The organism is Streptomyces sp. NPDC102490 (genome assembly GCF_044765285.1).
In the GTDB taxonomy this organism is placed as follows: domain Bacteria; phylum Actinomycetota; class Actinomycetes; order Streptomycetales; family Streptomycetaceae; genus Streptomyces.
Map to the genome: position 1 here is coordinate 1 of NZ_JBIWJU010000013.1, position 22570 is coordinate 22570.

A 22570-nucleotide genomic window follows, 5' to 3' on the forward strand; every position below is an offset into this window, starting at 1 on the left:
GAACCGGCCGGCCGCGAAGCGGACCAGGGACATGTTCATCTCGATCAGCGTGTTGCGCGCGTACTGGTACTCGGGCGTGCCCTCCTCCAGGACCGCCAGCTGCTCGAAGAACAGCTTCGACAACTCCCGCGCGTCCCTGGGCGCCACCTTGGACGGGTCCGCGATCTCCGGCATGCCCGTCGCGGTGTGTGCCGTCGTCTGCGCGGCCGTGGTCGTCATGATTGTGCCCTCCCAGTCGTCAACGCCCGTCGGGCGCCGATGGCTACGAGAGCCGCGTACCCTGCATGGCGACGTCCATTCCTGTGCACTCAGGCCGCGCTCGCCTCGCTCCGCGGGACGGGGACCGGGGTCCAGCGGATACGGGTGCTGCACAGGGCGACGGCGCCCGCCGACGCGGCCACGGCGCCCATGCCCCACGCCAGGTTGCTCGCACCGGCGATGAAGCCGATGAGCGGCGGACCGGCCAGCAGCCCCGTGGTGCCCATGGCGGCGACCAGCGTCAGCGCGTCCGAGCCCTGCCGGGCGGCGGCGGCGTAGACGCAGGGGGTCACGGCCGCGATGCCCAGGCCCATGCAGGCGAACCCGGCGAGCGCCGGTGCGATGCCGCCGCTGACCAGGGCGACGGCGAGACCGGTACCGGCCACGGCGCTGCCCAGCAGAACGACCCGTCCGTCGCCCCAGCGGCCGCGCCAGCCGTCGGCGAAGAGGCGGGCGACGACCATCATCCCGGACACCACGGCGATGCCGAGCGGGGCGAGTTCCGCCGACGCCTCGGCGACGTCCTTCAGGTAGAGCGCGGACCAGTCGTTCATGGCGCCCTCGGCGACCGTGCCGAAGACCATGGCGCAGCACATCCACAGGGTCAGGCGCGAGGGGACGGTCCAGCGGCGGCGGGCCGCCGGTGCCGGGTCGGCGGGGGCCGGTGCGTCGGCGGGGGCTCCCGCGTCGGCCGGGGCGGCGTCCTCGTCGAGGAGTCCGGTGCGTGCCGCGGCGCCCAGTGCGGCGAGGAGGACGACGGCGACGCCGAAGTGTGCCGCGACCGATCCGGTGGCGGCGGTCATGCCGGAGGCGAGCAGGGCCGCGAGGAGCGATCCGGCGCTGAAGACGGCGTGCAGCTTCGCCATGGTGTGGCGTTCGTGCCGTGCCTCCAGGGCCGCGCCCTGCGCGTTCATGGCCACGTTCAGGCAGCCCACGAGGACACCGTCGGCGCACATCACCAGCAGGGCCACCGGGTAGTTCGGCGCCGCCGCCAGGGCGAGCAGCAGCAACGCCAGGCCCAGCTGGGACAGCAGGGCGAGGCGCCGCGAGCCCATCCGGCGCATCAGCCACGCCACCGCCGGGAAGGACACCGCGGCGCCGACCCCCGCGGCCATCAGGAGCACCCCCACCTGGGCCGCGCTCAGGCCGAGGTCGGCCTTGACGGCGGGGATCCGCGCGGCCCAGGTGGCGTACTGGAAGCCGAGGGACAGGAACAGCGCGGCGATCGCCAGCTGGCCGCGCCGGAAGGGGTCGTGGAGAGGGGACACGCGCCATCAGCTCACTTCGCGCAGGGTGGGGGCGGGCGGGGGGAGGGACGGGCGGGCCCGGGTCTGCCGGGCGGCCGCGACCGGCCTGGACATGTAGACGGCGCCGTCGCCGTACGCGCCGGTGGGCACCACCCCCGGCTCGGCCACGAAGCCGCGCGCCGACCAGAACCGCTCGGTGCCGCCCACGGCGACCAGCGAGATCCGCTCGTCGCCGCGCGCCCGTGCGGTGGCGGTGAGGTGGTGCAGGAGGTGCCGCGCGAGCCCCCTGCGGCGCAGCCCGGGTGCGACGACGATGTCGTGGAGGTGGAGGTTCCCGGACTCGACCGCGCCCCGGGCCGTCTCCGTCCGCGTCAGGTCCGGGTAGCGGTGCGGCGGGTAGGGCAGCGCGAGCAGATAGCCGGCCGTACGGGCGCCGACGTCCACGACGAAGCAGGTGTCCGGCGACGCCGCCGCCCTGGACTGGAGCGCGGCCCGGCCCTCCGACAGGCCGAGGCCGGTGTAGGCGTCCCGCTCCAGTGCCACGACCGCGTCCCAGTCCCCGTCGGCGAGGGTGCGCACCCGCACGCTCTCAGCCATCGGCGCCGCTCCCCCGCGGGCCGCCCGCGAAGGCGTACGGGAGGGGGGCGAAGCCGTTGAAGCCCTGGGTGGTGTAGCTGGTCGCGTAGGCGCCGCTGGACAGCACCCAGACCGGGTCGCCCGAGGCCAGTGCCGCCGGCACCGGGACCAGTCCCTCCTCGTGGGAGTAGGCGTCGTCGCTGTCGCAGGTGGGACCGGCGACGACGGCCGGGACGTACGGGCCGTCGGGGTGGCCCGGGAAGACCAGCCGGTATTGCAGGGCGTCCATCTCGTAGAGGCCGTTGAACTTGCCGCAGCTCAGGTAGAGCCAGTGCCGCCGTTCGCCGTTCGCCGCCCGGCGTTCGGTGAGGCGGGCGACGTGGGCGCGGATCGCGCCGTGGTCGGCGACGAGGTGCCGTCCGGGTTCGATGACGAAGTCCAGGGGGCCGCCGTGGACCCGGCGCAGTTCGTCCATGCCCTCCCGGATCACCGCGAAGATCTTGTCCAGCGGTGGGTCGAGGGGGGTGCCGCGCCGGTCGCGGTAGCCGAGCGCGGGCAGGCCGCCGCCGAGGTTGACGTGGTCGACGCGGATGCCGCGCCGGCCGAGTGCGCGCAGCACCTCGCCCAGGTCCTCCAGGGCCCCGTGCCACGCCTCGCCCGTCATCTGCTGGGAGCCGACGTGCACGGACAGGCCCGCCGGTACCAGCCCGGCGTCCCGGGCGGCGGCCAGCACGCGGACGGCGTCGCCGGGCGGGCAGCCGAACTTGTCGCTCAGCCCCCACACCGCGCCCGCCCCGCCGGTCGCCACCCGGCAGAACACGCGGGCGCCGGGCGCGTGGGCGGCGAGGGCGGCCACGTCCTGGAGGCTGTCGGTGGCGAAGGTGCGCACGCCGAGCCGGTACGCCTCGGCGATGTTCCGGTCGGACTTGACGGTGTTGCCGTAGTGCACGCGGCCGGCCGGCACCCCGGCCCGCAGCGCCTGCGCGACCTCGCCGGGGCTCGCCGCGTCGGCACCGGCGCCCCGGCGGGCCAGGACGGCGAGGACCTCGTCGACCGGGCAGGCCTTCATGGCGAACCGCACCTGTACGCCGGGCAGTTCGCGGCGCAGCGTGTCGTGGCGGCCCTCGATGCCGGCCAGGTCGTACACGAGCCGGTCCTCGGTGGCGGCGGCGAGGGCGGCGGCCAGGGGTGCGCCGAGGTCCGCGCCCGTCACCGCACTCACCGCGGCTGTCCCGCGGCCGGCGGGACGGGGGTGGCCCGGGCCGCGGCCACCAGCGGCTCCCACGCCTCCGTCAGCAACGCGAAGTCCGCCATGTCGCCGCGTGCCTCGTCGAGGAGGCGGGCGCGGCGGCCGGCCAGCAGGTCGGCGAAGTCGGCGTACCGGCCGCCGAGGCGGCGGTAGGCGGCGTCGAGGGCGTCGAGCCGGCGGACGTTCTCCGCGGGGTCGAGGCCGGTGCTCTCGCGGGCCAGGGCGGCCACCGCGGCGGGGCGGGCCCGGCCCCGCTCGTCCAGCAGTGCGTCGCCCGCCTCGGCCATGCGGTCGTAGACGTGGTGGAAGTAGAGCATCGACAGCAGGAACTTGGCGAAGCGCGTCTGGTAGGCGAGGAAGCCGGGGCCGGTGCGGCGTTCGCCGGTGTAGTAGTTGACGATGTTGCGGTTGTGCAGCACGCCCGGCAGCCGGGCGTCGTGCACGAGGTGGATGAGGAAGTAGTCGCTGCCGATGGTGTCCCGGGCGGGCGGCAGCGGCACGCGTTCGCTGACCGTCGCGCCGTGGAAGGCGATGTTGCACATGTCCACGCGCATGGGGTCGACCACGGTCAGCAGCGAGTGGTCCGCGGTGAAGGGTTCCGTGCCCGCGCCGGTGAAGGACTCCTCGGCCAGGGCGCGTTTCCGCTCGGCGGACCAGCCCTCCGGCGCCCACAGGGAGACGACGTCGCGGTAGACACCGGGGTCGGCGTCCCGTATCTGCGCGATGTCGACGGAGAGTTCGCCCACGAAGGAGCTGCCCACCATGGCGACCCGCCGCTCCAGCAGGCGCTCCGGCAGCGTCGACTCGGTCACGGCCGCCACCGCGTCGGCGGCGCGTTCGCCCAGCGACAGCAGTTCGTGGTGGACGGGGAAGACCGTACGGCCGTCCACGCGCTGGTAGCGGCTGTCGGAGTCCCGGCGGTGGACGGACGCGCAGCCGAGCGCGGCGGCGATCAGGAAGGCGCGGTTGGTGCAGGCGCCGTAGGACAGCCCGTCGGGGAGCATCAGGTCGAGGAGCAGTTCGGGCTTGGTGCTGCCGGAGCGTGCCGTGACGTGGGTCAGGAAGTCGCGCTGGGCGGCCTCGTCGAGGTGGTGGGCCGTGATCCGGGGGTGCGCCGGCAGGCGCCGCAGCGCGGCGGCGTGGGCGGCGCGGTCGGCGGGCGGGCAGGAGTCGAGGACCAGGAGGTGGACATCGATGTCGAAGTGGTCGGCCGCGTAGGCGGCTTCCTCGCCGAGGGCCGTGACGGTGTCCGGGCAGTGCCGGTTGGTGGGGAGGGTCAGGCAGATGCTGCGCATGCGCCGTCCCCGGTGGCCTGGTGCTCGTCGCTGGCGTCGGTGCCGGGGCCGGGGTGCCAGGACTTCAGGCCCAGCAGCCTGGCGCCGAGTTCGGTCAGTTCGGCGGGGCCGTAGCGCTCGGACTCGGGCCGGTGGGCGTCGCCGAGCAGGGTGGCGTTCCAGTCGGGGGTGGCGAGGGTGCGCCAGGAGTCGATCCGGGAGTCGCGCAGGGTGCGGTGGGTCTCCAGCGCGGGCATCATCGACAGGTACTGCACCGCGCGCACGCCCTCGCCGGAGACGTTGGGGGCGACGCCGTGGGCCAGCAGGCCGTTCCAGATGAGCAGGTCGCCGGCCTCCAGGTCGGGCCGTACGACGGGCATGTCCGCGCGGTCGATCGCGGGCCGGATGGGGTCGCGGTCGTCGGGCTGGAGGGCCTTCCAGCGGTCGAAGCGGCGGAACAGCTCGGGGCAGCACTGGAAGCCGCCGTGGTCGGGCTTGGTGTCGTTGAGGGCGATGATGCCCTGGACGCGCTGCGGCAGGACGCCGAGGGAGGTGTCCACGTCCCAGTGCAGCTCGATGTCGAAGCCGCGGTCCGGCTTGTCGATCAGGGCGCGGTCGCGGTTGCCCACGTTGGGCGGGTTGAGGTTGAGCCGGTCCAGGGTGACCCACAGCTCCTCGCAGTCCCACACGTCGACGAAGGCGTCGTAGACGCGCTGCGTCTGGCGGCTGTCCCAGATGAGCTGGTGGTGGTAGGCCTCGACGAAGCCGTAGATGTGCAGCTCCCGGTCCAGGTCGGAGCGGTACTCGCGGTCCTGGTACCAGGTGTCGGGGCGTTCGGGGTCGAGCCCCTGGAACTCCCAGGCGAAGTCGAGCAGTCGGCGCGCGGAGTCGGCGGGTATCGCCTCCTTCACGACGACGTAGCCGTACGTCTGCCAGTGGGCGAAGTCCTCCTCGGACAGCACCCGCAGCGGGCGGGTCTTGTCGAGGTCGCGCAGCTGGGTGCGGGCCAGGTAGGTGTCGGCGTCCGCGCTGAAGTAGGGCAGGGGGGACGGGGCTCGGTGGAGGTAGGAATCAGGCGTCGCCATGTGGTGCTCCAGATCCTCGCCGTCGCCCCGTGCGGGCAACGGCGGTGTGCACGACGGTGGTCGAGCCGTCGCACATGAGGTCGGGTGGTGGCAGCGGGGCCCGCTCGCGGCACGGGGCGGAGCGGGGCGAGGTCCGGGGTGGTCGTCACGGAAGTCGTCGTACGGAAGTCGGTGCCACGACGGCGGTCTTCGCAGTCCGGCCGCGGCAGGTGCCCGGCGCGGAAACTGGTGTCACATCCGTCCCTCGCCGAACTTGCGCCTCACAATGGACTAGACCAAGGCGGGGTGTCAACACCCCTTCCGACCAGTCGAGTTGTTACTTCCGAGTTCGGCGCGGGGCACCTTGACACGTCTGGTTAACCTGAACGCGCCACCTCCTTGGTCTATACCAAGCCACCATCCGAAAGGCGCGGCCGATGTCCTCGAGCAAGCACAGCAGCGAGTTGCGTCGGCTCGCGCTCTCCGTTCTGCAACCGGGTTTCGTGGGCACCGAGGCCCCCGACTGGCTCCTGCGCGACATCGGCGACGGGCTGGCCTCCGTCGTGCTCTTCTCCCGCAACATCGTCTCCGTCGAGCAGGTCGCCCGGCTGACCGCGCGGCTGCGCGCCGAGAACCCCGACCTGATCGTCGCGATCGACGAGGAGGCGGGCGACGTCACCCGCATCGAGTCCGCCACCGGGTCGTCCCGGCCGGGCAACTTCGCCCTCGGCACCGTCGACGACGCGGAGCTGACCGAGGCCGTCGCCGCCGACCTAGGCCGGCAGCTGCGCACCGCCGGGGTAAGCCTCGACTACGCGCCGAGCGCGGACGTCAACTCCAACCCGGACAACCCGGTCATCGGCGTGCGCTCCTTCGGCTCGGACCCCGAGGTGGTCTCGCGGCACACCGCCGCGTGGATCCGCGGCCTCCAGTCGTCCGGCGTCGCCGCCTGCGCCAAGCACTTCCCCGGCCACGGGGACGTCGCCGTCGACTCCCACCACGACCTGCCCGCGTACCCGGCCGGGCTCGACGAGATCGCCGCCCAGGCGCTGCCCCCGTTCCGGGCCGCCGTCGCGGCCGGTGTGCGCGCGGTGATGAGCGGCCACCTGCTGGTGCCCGCCTACGACCCCGACCTGCCGGCCACGCTGAGCCGGCGCATCCTGCACGGCCTGCTCCGCGAGGAGCTGGGCTTCGACGGCCTGGTCGTCAGCGACGCCATCGAAATGGGCGCCGTCACCCGCCGGTACGGCATCGACGGCGCCACCGTGAAGGCGGTCGCCGCCGGGGTGGACGCCGTCTGCGTGGGCGGCGAGAGCGCCGAGGAGGCCACCGTCGCGCAGCTGGTCGAGGCGCTGACCGCCGCGGTGACCGGCGGGGAGCTGTCCCGGGAGCGGCTGGCCGAGGCGGCGGGCCGGGTACGGGAGTTCGCCCGATGGTCGGCCGGGCTGCGGGCGGCCGGGGCCGCGGGGGACGCGGCCGGGGACGGCATCGGCCAGGTCGCCGCGCGCCGGGCCGTGCGGCTCACCGGCGCGGCGCGGGCCGCGCTGCCGCTGACCGCCGCGCCGCACGTGGTCGAGCTGGCCCCGGTGACCAACATGGCCATCGGCAGGGAGACCCCGTGGGGCGTGGCGAGACCGCTGCGGGAGCGGCTGCCCGGGACCACCTCCGTGCGGGTGCGCGGGCAGGAACTGGAGGAGGGGACGGTGGCGCTGGAACGCTGCGCCCTCGAACCGGCCGTGGGACGCCCACTGGTGATCGTCGCCCGCGACGCCGCCCGGCACACCTGGATGAGCCGCGCCGTGACCGGTCTGACCGCCGCCCGCCCGGACGCGATCGTGGTGGAGATGGGCCTGCCGGGCACCACCACCGTCGCGGCGGCCCAGATCTTCACCCACGGCGCGAGCGCGGCCTCCGGGGTGGCCGCGGCGGAGGTCCTGACGGCCGCGTCGGCGCTCTGAGCCACCCCCTCCGCGAGGGAGTGCGTCAGCCCGCGGTCTGGGTGTGGACGTACTCCACGAGGCGGGTCAGCGCGTCCGGGTCGGTGGTCGGCAGGACACCGTGGCCGAGGTTGAAGACGTGGCCCTCCAGGCCCGCCGCCGCGTCCAGGATCTCGCGGGTCTTGGTCTCGACCGCCTCCCGGCCGGCGAAGAGGACCGCCGGGTCCAGATTGCCCTGGAGCGCCTTGCCGGGGCCGACGCGGCGGGCCGCCTCGTCCAGCGGGACGCGCCAGTCGACGCCGACGACGTCCGCGCCGGCCTCGCCCATCAGCCCGAGCAGCTCGCCGGTGCCGACGCCGAAGTGGATGCGCGGCACGCCGTACCCGGAGACGGCCTCGAAGACCTTGCGGGAGGCGGGCAGCACCGAGCGGCGGTAGTCCGCGGGGGACAGCGCGCCGACCCAGGAGTCGAAGAGCTGGACGGCGCTCGCGCCCGCGTCGATCTGCACCTTGAGGAAGGCGGCCGTGATGGCGGCGAGGCGGTCCAGGAGGTCGGCCCACAGCTGCGGGTCGCCGTACATGAGGGCCTTGGTGTGCTCGTGGTTGCGGGACGGGCCGCCCTCCACGAGGTAGCTCGCGAGGGTGAACGGCGCGCCCGCGAAACCGATCAGCGGGGTGGCGCCCAGCTCGCGGGTGAGCAGGCCGAAGGCCTCGGTGACGTAGCCGACGTCCTCGGGGGTGAGGTCGCGCAGCTGTGCCAGGTCCGCGCGGGTGCGGATCGGGTTGGCGATGACCGGGCCGACGCCTGGCTTGATGTCGAGGTCGATGCCGATGGCCTTGAGCGGGATCACGATGTCGCTGAAGTAGACCGCCGCGTCCACCCCGTGCCGGCGCACCGGCTGGAGGGTGATCTCGGCGGCGAGTTCCGGCCGCATGCAGGACTCCAGCATCCCGATGCCCTCGCGCGCCTTCAGGTACTCCGGCAGTGAGCGCCCGGCCTGCCGCATGAACCACACGGGGGTGTGCGGCACCGGCTCACGCCTGCACGCCTTGAGGAACGCGGAGTCGTACGTGGCGGTCGGCTGCTGGCCCGCGGGGCTCTGGTTGGCACTCACAGGGGCAAGTTTCGCATGGCTCCCGGACAGCGCCGGACCACGGGTGGGGCCGCCACCGCCCACCCCGCCGAGCCGCGTGATCCGGACATCGCGCCCGCACGCGGGTGTCCCTCCCTGCGCCGGGCCGCCGTTCCGCTTAATGTTCCCCGCATGGCTGCGGCTCAGGGACGACTGTCGGACGGCGCTGGCGGAATGGACGACGCGAAGGGGACCGAGGAAGAGGCCCGGCACACGGGGGGTCACAACGGGAGTACCACACCGTCGGCCTTCACGGCCGCCGTGGAGGCGCTGCGCGCCGCGCGGCTGCGGCCGCAGATCGAGGTGGAGGCGACCCGCGCACCGCAGCGGCTCGCCCCGCACGCCTACGCGCTGGAGGCCGCGGTCGTCGACGGCGACGAGGACCTGGCGGACGGGCGGCTGGTGCTGCTGCACGACCCGGCCGGGCACGACGCCTGGCACGGGACCTTCCGCCTGGTGACGCTGGTCCGTGCCGAGCTGGAACCGGAGATGGCGGCGGACCCGCTGCTGCCGGACGTGTGCTGGTCCTGGCTGACCGGCGCGCTCCAGGCGCGCGGGCTGACGTACGGCGAGCCGAGCGGCACGGTCACACGTGCGAGTTCGCACTACTTCGGCGGACTCTCGGCGCGCCCGTCCGCCTCGCAGATCGAGATCCGGGCGTCCTGGACGCCGCGCGAGGGACTGGGCGGCGTCCCGGACACCGCGGCGCACCTGTCCTCGTGGTGCGATCTGCTGGCCCAGGTCGCGGGCCTGCCGCCGGCGGCGCCGGGCGACGCCTCGGTCGTGACGCTGCCGCAGCGGCGCGGCCCGCAGTCGCGCTGACGCCGCCGACCCTCTTTCATCCTTCCGGGCGAAGGGGCCCCCACGCTCGGAGGAGGTTCCGTCACTTTGTCGATACGGCCACTTTCGGGCTTGTATCGACAAAGTGTGAAACCGTTCGATCTTCGAATGATCGACAGCGTGTCCGAATTGCTCGGATTGTTACTCACCAGATCGTGATCATTCTCTAAAGGCGGACGCGTTCGGTGCCGAAGACGACTGTGACCTTGAAAGCACGGTTCGTCCCGGCTTCACCCCCATGAGCCGGCCCCGTCCCCGCACCCCAGGAGGCCTGGTGTCCGTTCTCCTCGAGCAGCCTGCAAGCCTGGTCGCCTACCGCCCGAACAAGCCGACCGCCATGGTGGTCGTGGCCGATCAGCGCGTCCGTTCCACCGTCACCCGCCACTTGTGGGCGCTCGGTGTGCGCGACGTCATCGAGGCCTCGTCCGTCGCGGAGGCTCGTCCCCGCATCGGCAACCCCCGCGACATCTGCGTCGCGGAAGTCCACCTCCCCGACGGCTCCGGCCTGACCCTGCTGTCGGAGACCCGTGCCGCGGGCTGGCCCAACGGGCTCGCCCTGTCCGCCGCCGACGACATCGGCGCCGTCCGCAACGCCCTGGCCGGCGGCGTCAAGGGCTACGTCGTCACCGGCACCCGTACCAACGTCGGGCTCCCCACCCGGCCGGGCGCCGCCCCCATCGGCGCCGCCGCCGCCCGCCTGCACCGCCGTCCCCCGGGCGCCCCGAGCCACCCGGGCGGCTACCGCGAGCTCTCCGGCCGCGAGGTGGAGGTGCTGCGGCTGGTCGCGGAGGGCCAGTCGAACAAGGCGATCGGCGTCTCGATGGGCCTGTCCGCCCTGACCGTCAAGAGCCACCTGGCCCGCATCGCGCGCAAGCTCGGCACGGGCGACCGCGCCGGGATGGTCGCGGTGGCCCTGCGCACCGGCATCATCCACTGACCCCCACCGCCCCGCTCCCGACGCCCCGCCCGCTCCCCCACACCCCCTGTTTCCCCTCCCCACCGACGCCCCGTACCGCGGGTCTTTCACCGACCTGACTGGTTTACGACCCCCCGAAGCCCGCCGACGGAACGTTCCGTCGGCGGGCTCGGTCGATCCACCGATACCCTTGACAGGTGACCGACGCCCACGAAACCGCAGCAGACCGTCCACTGCGAACCACCGGAGGCGCCCCTCCGGACGACGCCGGATCTTCTGCGAGTCAGGCGCCGATCCCCTTGCTCGAACCACGCGAGGGCATTCCGCCGGTGATCGCCGACGCGGACGCCCTCGCCGAGGTGACCGCCGCCTTCGCCGCCGGGAGCGGCCCCGTCGCCGTCGACGCCGAGCGTGCCTCCGGGTACCGCTACGGCCAGCGCGCGTACCTGGTGCAGCTGCGCCGCGCGGGCGCGGGCACGGCGCTGATCGACCCGGTGGCCTGCCCCGACCTCTCCGGCCTCGGCGCGGCGATCGCCGACGCGGAGTGGGTGCTGCACGCGGCCACCCAGGACCTGCCGTGCCTGCGGGACATAGGGATGGTGCCCACCCTCCTCTTCGACACCGAGCTGGCCGGGCGGCTCGCCGGGTTCCCGCGCGTCGGTCTGGGCGCGATGGTGGAGAACGTCCTGGGCTTCGTCCTGGAGAAGGGCCACTCGGCCGTCGACTGGTCCACGCGCCCGCTGCCCGAGCCCTGGCTGCGCTACGCCGCGCTCGACGTGGAGCTGCTGGTCGACCTGCGGGACGCCCTGGAGAAGGAGCTGGACCGCCAGGGCAAGCTGGAGTGGGCCCGGCAGGAGTTCCACGCGATCGCCTCGGCCCCGCCGGCCGAGCCGCGCAAGGACCCGTGGCGGCGTACGTCCGGCATGCACAAGGTGCGCAGGCGCCGTCAGCTCGCCGTGGTGCGGGAGCTGTGGCAGGCCCGGGACCGGATCGCCCAGCGCCGGGACGTCTCCCCCGGCAAGGTGCTCGGGGACGCGGCCATCGTCGAGGCCGCGCTCGCGCTGCCGGCCGACGCGCACGCGCTGGCCGCGCTGAACGGGTTCGGCCGGGTGAACCGCCGGCAGCTGGAGCAGTGGCAGATGTCGGTCGACCGGGCCAAGGCGCTGTCCGAGTCGCAGCTGCCGCAGCCCGGCCAGCCGGTGACCGGCCCTCCGCCGCCGCGGGCCTGGGCCGACAAGGACCCGGCCGCCGCGGCCCGGCTGACCGCGGCGCGCGCGGCGGTGACGGCGCTGGCCGAGCGCCTGGGCATGCCCCAGGAGAACCTGATCACGCCGGACACGGTGCGCCGGGTCTGCTGGGAACCGCCCGCGACGGTCGACGCCGAGTCGGTGGGCGCGGCCCTCGCCGGACACGGGGCCCGGCCCTGGCAGGTGGAGCAGGTGACACCGGTGCTGGTGGCGGCGCTGCGCCAGGACGCGTCGTAGCGGGACATCCGTAGCGGGACATCCGTGGGGGAACACGGTGTAGCGGGAGCGGCGGATTCCGGCCAAGATCCCGGGGCTCCCGGAGCGGGCTCCCGGAGCGGGTGCCCGGGTGATGCGGTCCTCCGGTGGTGTGACGGGCGGTGTGACCTTCGCCGCTCCCGCCGGGGGGACTGGGCAGCTACGTTACTCATAAGTAGCATGGGGGCTGAGCGCGCGCTCAGTACTTGCGTGCCGCAGCAGTGCCATCCCGCACCCTGGAGGAGAGCCATCGTGCCTCGTACCGTCAGGGACGTCGTCTTCGTCGACGGCGTCCGCACCCCGTTCGGCAAGGCGGGCCCGAAGGGCATCTACCACGAGACCCGCGCCGACGACCTGGTCGTGAAGGCGATCCGGGAGCTGCTGCGCCGCAACCCCGGTCTCGACCCCAAGAAGATCGACGAGGTCGCCGTCGCCGCGACCACGCAGATCGGTGACCAGGGCCTGACCATCGGCCGCACCGCCGGCATCCTGGCGGGCCTGCCCACCTCGGTCCCCGGCTACTCCATCGACCGCATGTGCGCGGGCGCCCTGACCGCCGTCACCACGGTGGCCGGCTCGGTCGCCTTCGGCGCGTACGACGTCGCGATCGCGGGCGGTGTCGAGCACATGGGCCGCCACCCGATGGGCGAGGGCGTGGACCCGAACCCGCGGTTCGTCAGCGAGAAGCTGGTCGACGAGTCCGCCCTGTTCATGGGCATGACCGCGGAGAACCTGCACGACCGCTACCCGAGCATCACCAAGCGACGCGCCGACGAGTACGCCGTGCGCTCGCAGGAGAAGGCCGCCAAGGCGTACGCCAACGGCCAGATCCAGGCCGACCTGGTGCCGGTCTCGGTGCGCCGCACCAACGAGGAGGCCGGCGAGACGGGCTGGGGCCTGGTCACCGCCGACGAGCCGATGCGCCCGGGCACCACGCTGGAGAACCTGGCGGGCCTGAAGACGCCGTTCCGCGTGCACGGCCGGGTCACCGCGGGCAACGCGGCCGGTCTGAACGACGGTGCGACCGCCTCCCTCATCGCGAGCGAGGACTTCGCCCGGGAGAACGGCCTGCCGGTCAAGATGCGCCTGGTCGCGTACTCCTTCGCGGGCGTCGAGCCGGAGGTCATGGGCTACGGCCCGATCCCGGCCACGGAGAAGGCCCTGGCCCAGGCCGGCCTGTCCATCGACGACATCGGCCTGTTCGAGATCAACGAGGCCTTCGCCGTCCAGGTCCTCGCCTTCCTGGAGCACTACGGCATCGCCGACGACGACGCGCGCGTCAACCAGTACGGCGGCGCCATCGCCTTCGGCCACCCGCTGGCCTCGTCGGGCGTCCGCCTGATGACGCAGCTGGCCCGCCAGTTCGAGGAACAGCCGCACGTCCGCTACGGCCTGACCACCATGTGCGTCGGCTTCGGCATGGGCGCGACGGTCATCTGGGAGAACCCGCACTTCGAGGGGGACAAGTGAGCACCACCGCAGAGCTGCTGAAGGGTGCGGCCGAGCTGTTCCCCGGCGAGGTCGTCACGCAGGCGCACGTACGCCACTTCGACCTGCCGTCGGGTGTCGGCCGTTTCGCCCTCATCACCCTGGACAACGGCCACGACCACACCAAGCCGACCACGCTCGGCCCGCAGTCGCTGGCGAACATCGACGCCGCCCTCGACCAGGTCGAGAAGGAGGCCGCGGACGGCGACATCGTCGGTGTCGGCGTCACCGGCAAGCCGTTCATCTTCGCCGTCGGCGCCGACCTCAAGGGCGTCGAGCTGCTGAAGCGGCACGAGGACGCGCTGGCCATCGGCAAGGGCGGCCACGACGTCCTCAAGCGCCTGTCCCAGCTGGCCGTGCCGACCTTCGCGTACTACAACGGCGCGGCCATGGGCGGCGGCGTGGAGATCGGCCTGCACTGCACCTACCGCACGGTGTCGGCGGCCCTCCCGGCCTTCTCCCTCCCCGAGGTCTTCCTCGGCCTGGTCCCCGGCTGGGGCGGCTGCACGCTGCTGCCGAACCTGATCGGCGCCGACAAGGCCGTCTCGGTGATCATCGAGAACAGCCTGAACCAGAACAAGCAGCTCAAGGGCGAGCAGGTCTACGCACTCGGCATCGCGGACGCGATCTTCGAGGGCGCGGACTTCCTGGAGCAGTCGCTGATCTGGACCGCGTCCGTCCTCAAGGGCGAGATCACCGTCGAGCGTCCGGCGATCGACCGCGGCGAGGCCTGGGACCAGGCCGTCGCGCGCGGCCGGTTCATCGCGGACTCCAAGGTGCACGGCGCGGCCCCGGCCGCCTACCGCGCCCTGGACATCGTCGCCGCCGCCAAGAACGGCGACCTCCAGCAGGGCTACGACGCCGAGGACCAGGCCCTCGCCGACCTCATCATGGGCGGCGAACTGCGCTCCGGCATCTACGCCTTCAACCTGGTGCAGAAGCGCGGCAAGCGCCCCGCGGGCGCCCCGGACAAGTCGCTGGCCCGCCCGGTCACCAAGGTGGGCGTCGTCGGCGCCGGCCTGATGGCCTCCCAGCTCGCGCTGCTCTTCCTGCGCCGCCTGGAGGTCCCGGTCGTCCTGACCGACATCGACCAGGAGCGCGTCGACAAGGGCGTGGGCTACGTCCACGCCGAGATCGACAAGCTGCTCGGCAAGGGCCGCGTCAACCAGGACAAGGCCAACCGCCTCAAGGCCCTGGTGACCGGCGTCCTGGACAAGGCCGAGGGCTTCGCGGACGCCGACTTCATCATCGAAGCGGTCTTCGAGGAGATGGGCGTCAAGCAGAAGGTGTTCGCGGAGGTCGAGGCGGTCGCCCCGGCGCACGCGATCCTCGCCACGAACACCTCCTCCCTCTCCGTCTCGGAGATGGCCTCCAAGCTCAAGCACCCCGAGCGGGTCGTCGGCTTCCACTTCTTCAACCCGGTCGCGATCCTCCCCCTGCTGGAGATCGTCCGCGGCGAGCAGACCGACGAGGCCTCGCTGGCCACGGCGTTCGGCGTCGCCAAGAAGCTGAAGAAGACCGCGGTCCTGGTCAAGGACGCCCCGGCGTTCGTGGTCAACCGCATCCTGACCCGCTTCATGGGCGAGATCCAGAACGTCATCGACGAGGGCACCCCGGTGCCGGTGGCGGAGAAGGCGGTGGAGCCCCTCGGCCTGCCGATGTCCCCGCTGGTCCTGCTGGAGCTGGTCGGCCCCGCGATCGGCCTGCACGTCTCGGAGACCCTCAACCGGGCCTTCCCCGAGCGCTTCACGGTCTCCCCGAACCTGAAGGCGGTCGTCGAGGCGGGCAAGCGCGGCTTCTACGTCTACGACAGCGGCAAGCCCGAGCTGGACCCGGAGGTCGCCGCGCTGCTGAAGCAGGGCGACACGGTCCTCACGGAGGAGCAGGTCCGCGCCCGCGTCCTGGACGCGGTGGCCCAGGAGATCGGCCTGATGCTCGACGAGGGCGTCGTCGCCGAGGCCCAGGACATCGACCTGTGCCTGATCACCGGCGCCGGCTGGCCCTTCCACCTGGGCGGCATCACGCCGTACCTGGACCGCGAGGGCGTCTCGGAGCGGGTGAACGGGAAGCGGTTCCTGGCGGCGGGGGTGGCGTCGGTTCCGGCGTGACGTCTCCCGCGACGGCGGACGGGCCGCACAGGTACTGCCTGTGCGGCCCGTCGGCCTTTCCGGCCCCGCGCGCGGGGTGGACGGCCGGCTACCAGTCACCCGTGAAGGGCCGGTGCTCGCAGACGTCGCCGCACGCGTGCCTCGACGCGCCGAGGGACCGGATGGGGCTCCCCTCCGGGATGCCGACGACCTTGAAGGTCGTGCTGGCCGGTGCCGACTCCGTCGCGCCGAACAACGCGATGACATCCACCGTGTGGGTACCGGAGCGCCAGGGATGCGCGTGGCTGAACGCCCATTCCCCCTTCTCGTTGACGCCGGTCGCTCCGACGAGGACCCCGTGCTCCATCAGCACCACCTTGGTGGTGCCGGGCTGGACCTTCCCCGAGAAGCGTGGCCGGGGCCCCGAGAAGGCTCCGTCGGTGGGAGACGAGACGACCGGCGGCGCCACCTCCGTCTGCACGGTGAAGCGGTGTTCCAGCACGGGAGAACACCCGTCGCCCCGCAGTCCGACACAGTGGATGACGCGCTCCCCGGCCTCCCAGTTGACGGAGCGGCGCCAGGTCCACTGGCCGGTGCCGCCCACCTGAGCGCCTCCCAGGTACTGCCCCTGCTCGAAGAAGAGAACGTAGTCGGTACCGGGCGAGGCCACACCGGAGAACTTCACCATGGGACCGGCGAGCCCGTGGGCCACGGGCTTGGAGATGGCGGGCGGCTCGCCCACCGGCTGGGCGTAGTGCAGCGCCGACTCGGGGGACTGAATGGTGAACTCGGTCGAGACCGGCGGCAGGGTCGGCGGAGTCATGAGCGCCGTGACGTCCACATCCGCCTTGTCGAGGACGCCGAGATTGCACAACCCGGCGACCACGATACGGGCGACTTCGTAGGCGCCGGTGTGATTCAGGTGGGTCGAGTCGATGACACCCTCGGGATGCAGCGGATGCTCGCCCGCGTCGGCCCAGCAGAAGTAGTGACGCAGACGCGTGGGACCCAGCTCGGCCCACAGCTCCATGGTGCGACTCGTCAGATCGACCACCGGCGCCCCGAGCTCCCGGGCGACCTCCAGCATGGCCTGCGGGTACGACCCCAGGGTGTTGAGTACCTCTCCCGCGCTGGAGAAGGCGTACCGCGCACACGGAGTGACCAGGACGGGCATCCCGCCCTCCGTGTGGACGTACTGGACGAACAACCGCAGGAACTCCTGGTACTCGGGTATCGGCACATAGCGCGTGCCGTTGTGGATCATGTGGTCCACACAGCCGAAGCCGATGAGCACCACGTCGCCGCGCCGCATGCGGTTCAGCATCGCCGGAAGACGCTCGGTGAAGTACTTCCGTGTGGTCATGGCGCTTCGGGCGTAGTTGGCCACGCCGACCGGCCCCACCAGGAGGTCCTCGATCTTCTGTCCCCAGCCCGCCATCGGGGCCTCTTGGTCCGTCCGCGGGGCGGGTACGGAGTCCCCGAGGACGAAGATGGTTCGGTTCACTGAATTCCCATTCCTAGCGGTCGACCACGTTCATGGCCATGGCTCCCGAAGCGGAGCAGTAGGGCCGCACCCACACCGGCCGGGCCGGATGCACCACGGCGAGCTCCGAGGCCCCGTCCCCTGCCAGCGGCACTGACGGGTACGCGTAGGCGCCCTTGACGTCCGGGAAGTCCTCGAGCAAGTGGCACACCCGCACCTTGCGCCGGTCGTGCGGGTCGGGTTGCAGCCACCAGTCCCAGTCCTCCCAGCGCTCCAGCCGGTGGTCGACGACGCGTCGCACCGGCACGTCCGCGCGGAACGCATGGCGGCCGAGAACCTGCACGGGCACGGTGAAGTTCTTTCCGTGCGCGCCACGGCGGCTCACGACGAACAGCGCCCCCGGCTCGATCCGGCGGCCCCCGCACAGGACGCCCCGCAGCGTGATGGCGCCGTCCCCCAACTCGACGGAGGCGCACTCGGCGTGCTCCTCGCGCAGCACCGTGCGCAGCATGAGCCGGCCGTTGGGCTGGGCGTAGGGGAGGTTCCAGGCGACCGGGCCGGCCGGGGGGCGGTCCACCCATTCGGCGCGCGCGTCGATCAGCGCCCGGGTGTCCCGGATGCCCGCCTTCATGTGCACCGTCTTCGACTTGGCCGAACGCATCGTCACCTGCCAGCGTCCGTCGCCCAGTTCCTCCAGCGCCGAGGGGCCCAACGCCGCGGTGTACCGGGTGCCACCGTTGTCGAGGCTGGTGCGGGAGGTTCGTACGGGTACGTCAGGACGCCGATCGCCGTCGGACGGCTTGTGCCGCAGCACGAACTGCCAGCGGTGGCGGCCGTCCCCCGGGCCTTCGGCGGTGAAGCGCAGCCAGCCCGCGCCGTCGGCGACGACGTCCACGGTCGCCGCGCCGATGCTCACGGGAGGAACGGTGGCCGGGGCCGCCGTCCGGCGGGCTCCGGCCGGCGCGCGGTATCCGCGGACGGCGGCGGCCCGGCGGCGGGCGGCGTCCTCGAAGAGCTTCACATAGCGGTCCGCGACGGCCGCCGGATCGTAGCGGGCGGCGTTGCGCAGCGCCGCCTCGCCCATGTCGCGCCGCAGCACCTCGTCGGCCATGAGACGCCGCAGGCCCCAAGCGATCCCCGCCACCTCGCCGTTGGGCACCAGGAACCCGTCCTCGCCGTCGCGGAGGATCTCCCGGGGCCCGACCGGGCAGTCGGTGGAAACCACGGGCAGTCCGCACCGCATCGCCTCCACCAGGGTCATGCCGAAGGACTCCGCGCTGGAGGTGACCGCGGCGATGGAGCCCTTCGCCCACTCGGAGTCGATCGGCGAGAAGCCGCCCATCAGCAGCACCCGGCCGGCCAGGTGGAGTTCGGTGACGAGCGCGCGCAGCTTTCCGGCCTCGCCACCGTCGCCGTAGATGCGCAGCTGCCAGTCGGGAAATTCGTCGGCCAGGCTGCCGAAGGCGCGGATCAGCAGGTCGTAGCGCTTGATGTGGTGCATGCGGCCGGCACTGACCACGATCTTGCGGGTGCCGTCGGAGGGCTGCACGGAGGGCTGGGGCACGCTGTTGGGAATGCCGACCACGGTGATGCCGGGGATCGGGGTGTTCTCCATGAAGGACTTGGCGTCTGCCTCGGTGACCGTCGTGATCGCGTCCAGCCGCGGGTAGACCCGGGCCATCTCGGCGCGCACCGCCGGCGGGATGGCGAGGTGCGTCATGTGCTCCTGGGCGACGCGCAGGGCGCCCTCCTTGGTGTGGGCGGCGACGAAGAGGTTGAGGCTGGGCCGGGTGCCGACCACCACGTCGGCGTCGGTCCTGCGCAGTTCCCGGATGATGCGTTCGTCGGTGAACCGGCTGTACTGGGCGAAGAACTCCTCCTGGCGCGGCACCACTTCGCTCGGTTCATCGGTGCCGGCGGCGCCCCGGTCGGACGAGCCGGGACGCAGGTCCACGAGGGCCCGGACGGTGATGCGCGGGGAGATCTCGAACTTGGTGGTGTTCGCGCGCCGGAAGACCGAGACGATCTCCACGTCGTGATGTACGGCCAGGGCCTCGGCGAGGTTGATGACGGTCCTGTTGGTGCCGCCGATGCCGTAGATGTTGTTGATCAGGAAGGAGATCTTCACCGGGCCTCGTGCTCCTTCCGCTCGAAGGGACTGGGTACCGGGTAGTAGGCGCGCAGGAACGTGCCGAGCATCTCCGTCTGCCGGTCGACGTCGTGACCGTCGGAGAGTGTGTCGTTGATGCAGAACGCCTGCCGGTCGCGGCGGGCCAGCAGGATGCCCAGCCGCCGGGCGACCTCCGGCCTGGCGAGGTCCAGGTAGGCGAACCGGATGTTGGACGGCACGGCACGGCCGGTGAAGTACGCGTAGTAGTGGTACAGCGACGACGGGATGGAGATGTCGGTGGCGCTGCGGAACCGGCTGTGCGAGGTCTGCCAGTGCGCTTCGGAGTACTCGCGTTCTATCTCGTCGAGCACACTGCGCCGCAGTGCGTAGGGCGCGTGCCGGAGTTTCTGGACGATGACCGAACCGAAGTTCTCCATGAGGAGCCGCCGGTTGTTCTTGCCGGCCGCGTCGACCGGACGGTCCACGGGGCTGGGACCCCAGCGGGGCACCTGGGACGGCGAGAAGAAGGTCCGGGTCATGCCGTTCGACAGGAAGAAGTCCTGCGGCGTGACGGGGCAGCCCAGGAACATGTCGTCGTTGAGGTAGAGGAAGTGCTCGGACAGGCCCTTGATGTGGTGCAGCCGGCTCTCGATGGCATGCGAGTTGAAGGTGGGCAGCGCGGCCGGATCGTCGAAGATCTCGGAGTGGTCGACGACGGTCAGACGGGGATGGCCGTCATTGAGCCAGGCCGGACGCTGCCCGTCCGTGACCAGGTAGACGTGCCTGACCCAGGGGGCGTTCTGTTCCAGAGCCCGCAGGGAATAGCGCAGTTCGTCGCGGCTGATGTAGCGGGCCGCGTTCGCCGACTCGGTGTGGTATCCACCGTCGTAGGCGCTGCGGCGCCGCTGCCACGCGGGGTCGTTGCCGTCGACCCACGTGTAGACGACGTCGATGGGGAAGCGCACGTCCTCGGGCAGCGCGTCGGCGCACGCCTGCACGGTGCGCACCGAGCGGGTCCGCCGGGTGTGCAGCGCGGCGAAGCCGGTCAGCCGGCTGACCGGCACGGTGACGCGGGCCTCGCGGAGCGACACGTCGTCCGTGACGCGGTTGGGGCGCGGCGCCACCAGACGTCCGGCCTCGGGCTTCCAGAACTCGATGTCGCAGCTGTGCTCGAGACCGAGGACCAGAGAGCCCGTGGGGTCGCTCCAGACCATGCCGATCTGGAGCACCGCGGCGTGCCGGGCCTGCTGCCGGCCACCGCGTGAGCCCGCCAGCATCGCTCGGGCCTGCGGTGTCTCGCCCCGGCACACGCGCACGTAGAGGGGGCTCTGACCGGCGCAGCGTTCGAGCGCCCTGGTCACCTGCTCGCGGTCGGACTCGGAGACGGCGAGGGCGGAACGGAAGTCGGACGTTCCGCGGATGGCGAAGTAGTCGACCCCCGCGTCCTCCAACGCGGTCACGACCAGTTCGAGGTTGGCCTCACGCAGACCGAGCGGCGAGACGGTGGGCCGGACCAGAGCGATCCGGTCCCCGTGTCCGGCGAGTGCGGCAAGCCGCTCCCCCTCGCGGAAGAGGTGCGGCCAGCGGCGGCGGGCCCGGAAGCCGCGGAACAGCCGGGAAGCCAGGGAGAGGGCGTGCAGTCGGCGAAGCACGTGCTTGAGCACCATGCGCAGCCGAATAGGGACCCGACGTGCGATACGGCGTCGGAGGCCGGCCGGGACCAGGCTGCGGTACGCCCCTACCGCGGCGGAAGCCTCGGGGTTGCCTGTGCTCACGAATGTCTGTCCGGCTCTGTGTCGGTCTGCGGGCGGTCGTCCTCGAAGACGCTGGGGACGGGGTAGTACTGGCGCAGGAAGCGCACGACGGCGTCGGTCCCTCCTCGGGACCTCGCCTCCTCGGTGCCGAGACCGAAGAACTGGATCTGCTGCGTGTCACGCCTGACGAGCAGCCGCTCCAGGTGGGTTCCGATGCCGGGCAGTGCCGCGTGCAGCGCCACTGATGCCTCCCCCGACGGATCGGCGAGACCGGCGACGTAGCCGAAGTGGTGGACCATGCCGTCCATGGGGTGGGTCCCCGGCACGCGGGCCAGCGTCTGGTCGTTCGCCAGGGGCAGGGGTCGCGCTCCTGCTTCTCCGAGCCGGGTCAAGGTGTCGGCCCGGTACGGCTGGGGCCCCGCCGCGTAGCCGTGCGCGGTGGCCCGGCCTGTGACGGAATAGGCCGCACGGACCCACTCCGCGAAGGACTCCGACGCGTTCCAGGGGCCGCGCCGCGGACGTGTTCCGCCACTCGGGGTGAAGTAGTCGAAGGGACGCACCGGTCGGCCGAGCAGGGCGCCGGGGCGCAGGAGCAGGAAGTGTTCGGCGACGTCGGGCAGCTGGTCGAGCCGCCACTCCGCCTCCGGCCCGGCGCGAACGACGCTGATCCGCTCGTCCGTCGTCAGCCAGGCCGGCGGTTCCGCCTGGGCCACCACGTGCACGACGTCGGTCCACGGCGCGTACTGATGCACGGAGCGCAGGGCCGCGCGCAGCAGTTCCTCACCCCACGGGGTGGGGTGCTGCCACAGCAGCACCGCGTCCACGGGGAAGGAGATCTCCTCCAGCCGTACGACGTCGAAGTTCTCAAGGGTGATCGTCGGTTCCATGTCGCCGTCGATGTCGCAGTAGCCGGACAGCCGGTCGAGGCCGATCTCGATGCCGGGTGCCTCGGCGGGCACGGCGCGCTGCACCCGGTTGGGGCGCGGGCCGATGAGCCGTTCGTGGGGCAGGTCGGTGTTGGCGGTCCAGAACTCGATCTCGATGCCCTGGTCCTCCCCCACCCACAGGTGCTCCGTGGGATCGGTACGGAGCCAGGTGAGGCGGATCACCTTGGCCTTGCCGTAGTGCTTCCACGCCTTCATGTGACTGCCCGGAATCTCCCGGGTGTCGGCCGCGGACGGGGACACGGAGACGACGTAGCCGGTGTGCTCCTCCAGCAGAGCGCGCAGCACCCGGCGCACGGTGCCCTTGTCGCGCACCTCCACGGCGATGCACAGACGGCGGTCGTCGAGGGCGGGCACCGCGAACCAGGGCACTTCGGCGGTGTCCAGCGCGTGCGTGACCAGGTCGTGGTCGAGCCGGCGGGCGAGGTCGACGGTCAGCCCGGTGTGCACGTGGCCGATCCGGCCGTCGGGCGCGTGGGTACGGCGCTCGGACTGTCCGAGGCTCGCGCGGCGGACCCGGCGCAGGGCCCTGCGGTGCAGGCGGGCCTCGCGGCGGCTCAGGGTGCGCGCGAGGCCGCCCTTCACCTTGCGCCGCACGCCTGCGGGCACCGTCGTGGCCGCCGCGGAGCGCACCGGCTGGGGGACGAACCTTCGGTAGACGTGAACCGCGGAACTCATCGACGTCGGATGGGACACGTCATGAACTCCG

The 22570-nt window shown here is 72.5% G+C and carries 16 protein-coding genes and 1 pseudogene; 6 read left to right on the forward strand and 11 right to left on the reverse strand.

Annotated elements, in window-relative coordinates:
* The 6 genes and pseudogenes from ACIRGB_RS28005 to ACIRGB_RS28030 all read right to left on the reverse strand — a co-directional run.
* Nucleotides 1–222: pseudogene (locus ACIRGB_RS28005) on the reverse strand (RNA polymerase sigma factor SigF); the annotation flags it as partial.
* An 86-nt stretch (nucleotides 223–308) separates the two neighbouring features.
* The gene (locus tag ACIRGB_RS28010; RefSeq protein WP_403870728.1) at nucleotides 309–1526 is read right to left on the reverse strand and encodes an MFS transporter; all 1218 of its coding nucleotides are present in this window, start codon (nucleotides 1524–1526) and stop codon (nucleotides 309–311) included.
* A 6-nt stretch (nucleotides 1527–1532) separates the two neighbouring features.
* Nucleotides 1533–2102: a GNAT family N-acetyltransferase gene (locus tag ACIRGB_RS28015; protein ID WP_403870731.1), complete on the reverse strand. Its 570-nt coding sequence runs from the start codon at nucleotides 2100–2102 to the stop codon at nucleotides 1533–1535.
* Nucleotides 2095–3303: a type III PLP-dependent enzyme gene (locus ACIRGB_RS28020; RefSeq protein ID WP_403870733.1), complete on the reverse strand. Its 1209-nt coding sequence runs from the start codon at nucleotides 3301–3303 to the stop codon at nucleotides 2095–2097. The genes ACIRGB_RS28015 and ACIRGB_RS28020 overlap by 8 nt, the downstream gene beginning before the upstream one ends.
* Entirely contained in the window at nucleotides 3300–4625 is a 1326-nt protein-coding gene (locus ACIRGB_RS28025) for a DUF6271 family protein (RefSeq protein WP_403870735.1), read from the reverse strand. The genes ACIRGB_RS28020 and ACIRGB_RS28025 overlap by 4 nt, the downstream gene beginning before the upstream one ends.
* Complete coding sequence (locus tag ACIRGB_RS28030) at nucleotides 4607–5689, reverse strand: phytanoyl-CoA dioxygenase family protein (RefSeq protein ID WP_403870738.1); 1083 nt, start codon at nucleotides 5687–5689, stop codon at nucleotides 4607–4609. Before ACIRGB_RS28030 ends, ACIRGB_RS28025 begins: the two co-directional genes overlap by 19 nt.
* Nucleotides 5690–6105: 416 nt before the next feature.
* Here ACIRGB_RS28030 and ACIRGB_RS28035 point away from each other — a divergent pair, with 416 nt between their 5' ends.
* A complete protein-coding gene (locus ACIRGB_RS28035; protein ID WP_403870740.1) occupies nucleotides 6106–7626 on the forward strand; it encodes a glycoside hydrolase family 3 protein in 1521 nt (506 codons plus the stop codon).
* Between the two features lie 25 nt (nucleotides 7627–7651).
* Here ACIRGB_RS28035 and hemE read toward each other — a convergent pair whose 3' ends face one another.
* Nucleotides 7652–8719, reverse strand: coding sequence for a uroporphyrinogen decarboxylase (gene hemE, locus ACIRGB_RS28040; RefSeq protein ID WP_403870743.1), 1068 nt, complete (start codon nucleotides 8717–8719; stop codon nucleotides 7652–7654).
* Between the two features lie 150 nt (nucleotides 8720–8869).
* Between hemE and ACIRGB_RS28045 the strand changes: the two genes are divergently transcribed.
* The 5 genes from ACIRGB_RS28045 to ACIRGB_RS28065 all read left to right on the forward strand — a co-directional run bounded on the left by ACIRGB_RS28045 (nucleotide 8870) and on the right by ACIRGB_RS28065 (nucleotide 15591).
* Nucleotides 8870–9559, forward strand: coding sequence for a DUF3000 domain-containing protein (locus tag ACIRGB_RS28045; RefSeq protein ID WP_403870746.1), 690 nt, complete (start codon nucleotides 8870–8872; stop codon nucleotides 9557–9559).
* A gap of 292 nt (nucleotides 9560–9851) precedes the next feature.
* Nucleotides 9852–10514, forward strand: a complete 663-nt coding sequence (locus tag ACIRGB_RS28050) for a response regulator transcription factor (RefSeq protein WP_059298226.1) — start codon at nucleotides 9852–9854, stop codon at nucleotides 10512–10514.
* Nucleotides 10515–10690: 176 nt separating this feature from the next.
* Entirely contained in the window at nucleotides 10691–11977 is a 1287-nt protein-coding gene (locus ACIRGB_RS28055) for an HRDC domain-containing protein (protein ID WP_403870749.1), read from the forward strand.
* A gap of 270 nt (nucleotides 11978–12247) precedes the next feature.
* Complete coding sequence (locus ACIRGB_RS28060) at nucleotides 12248–13465, forward strand: thiolase family protein (protein ID WP_403870751.1); 1218 nt, start codon at nucleotides 12248–12250, stop codon at nucleotides 13463–13465.
* The gene (locus ACIRGB_RS28065) at nucleotides 13462–15591 is read left to right on the forward strand and encodes a 3-hydroxyacyl-CoA dehydrogenase NAD-binding domain-containing protein (RefSeq protein ID WP_403870754.1); all 2130 of its coding nucleotides are present in this window, start codon (nucleotides 13462–13464) and stop codon (nucleotides 15589–15591) included. The genes ACIRGB_RS28060 and ACIRGB_RS28065 overlap by 4 nt, the downstream gene beginning before the upstream one ends.
* A gap of 88 nt (nucleotides 15592–15679) precedes the next feature.
* Here ACIRGB_RS28065 and ACIRGB_RS28070 read toward each other — a convergent pair whose 3' ends face one another.
* Genes ACIRGB_RS28070 through ACIRGB_RS28085 form a run of 4 tightly spaced genes read right to left on the reverse strand, consistent with a single transcriptional unit; the run spans nucleotide 15680 to nucleotide 22557 of the window.
* On the reverse strand, nucleotides 15680–17074 hold the full coding sequence (locus ACIRGB_RS28070) for a GDSL-type esterase/lipase family protein (RefSeq protein WP_403870757.1): 1395 nt from the start codon (nucleotides 17072–17074) through the stop codon (nucleotides 15680–15682).
* Nucleotides 17075–17087: 13 nt separating this feature from the next.
* Nucleotides 17088–19181, reverse strand: coding sequence for a glycosyltransferase family 4 protein (locus tag ACIRGB_RS28075; RefSeq protein ID WP_403870760.1), 2094 nt, complete (start codon nucleotides 19179–19181; stop codon nucleotides 17088–17090).
* Nucleotides 19178–20938 (reverse strand): stealth family protein, encoded by a 1761-nt coding sequence (locus ACIRGB_RS28080; RefSeq protein ID WP_403870763.1) that lies wholly within the window; start codon nucleotides 20936–20938, stop codon nucleotides 19178–19180. The genes ACIRGB_RS28075 and ACIRGB_RS28080 overlap by 4 nt, the downstream gene beginning before the upstream one ends.
* Entirely contained in the window at nucleotides 20935–22557 is a 1623-nt protein-coding gene (locus tag ACIRGB_RS28085) for a sugar phosphotransferase (RefSeq protein WP_403870766.1), read from the reverse strand. Before ACIRGB_RS28085 ends, ACIRGB_RS28080 begins: the two co-directional genes overlap by 4 nt.
* Nucleotides 22558–22570: the final 13 nt, after the last annotated feature.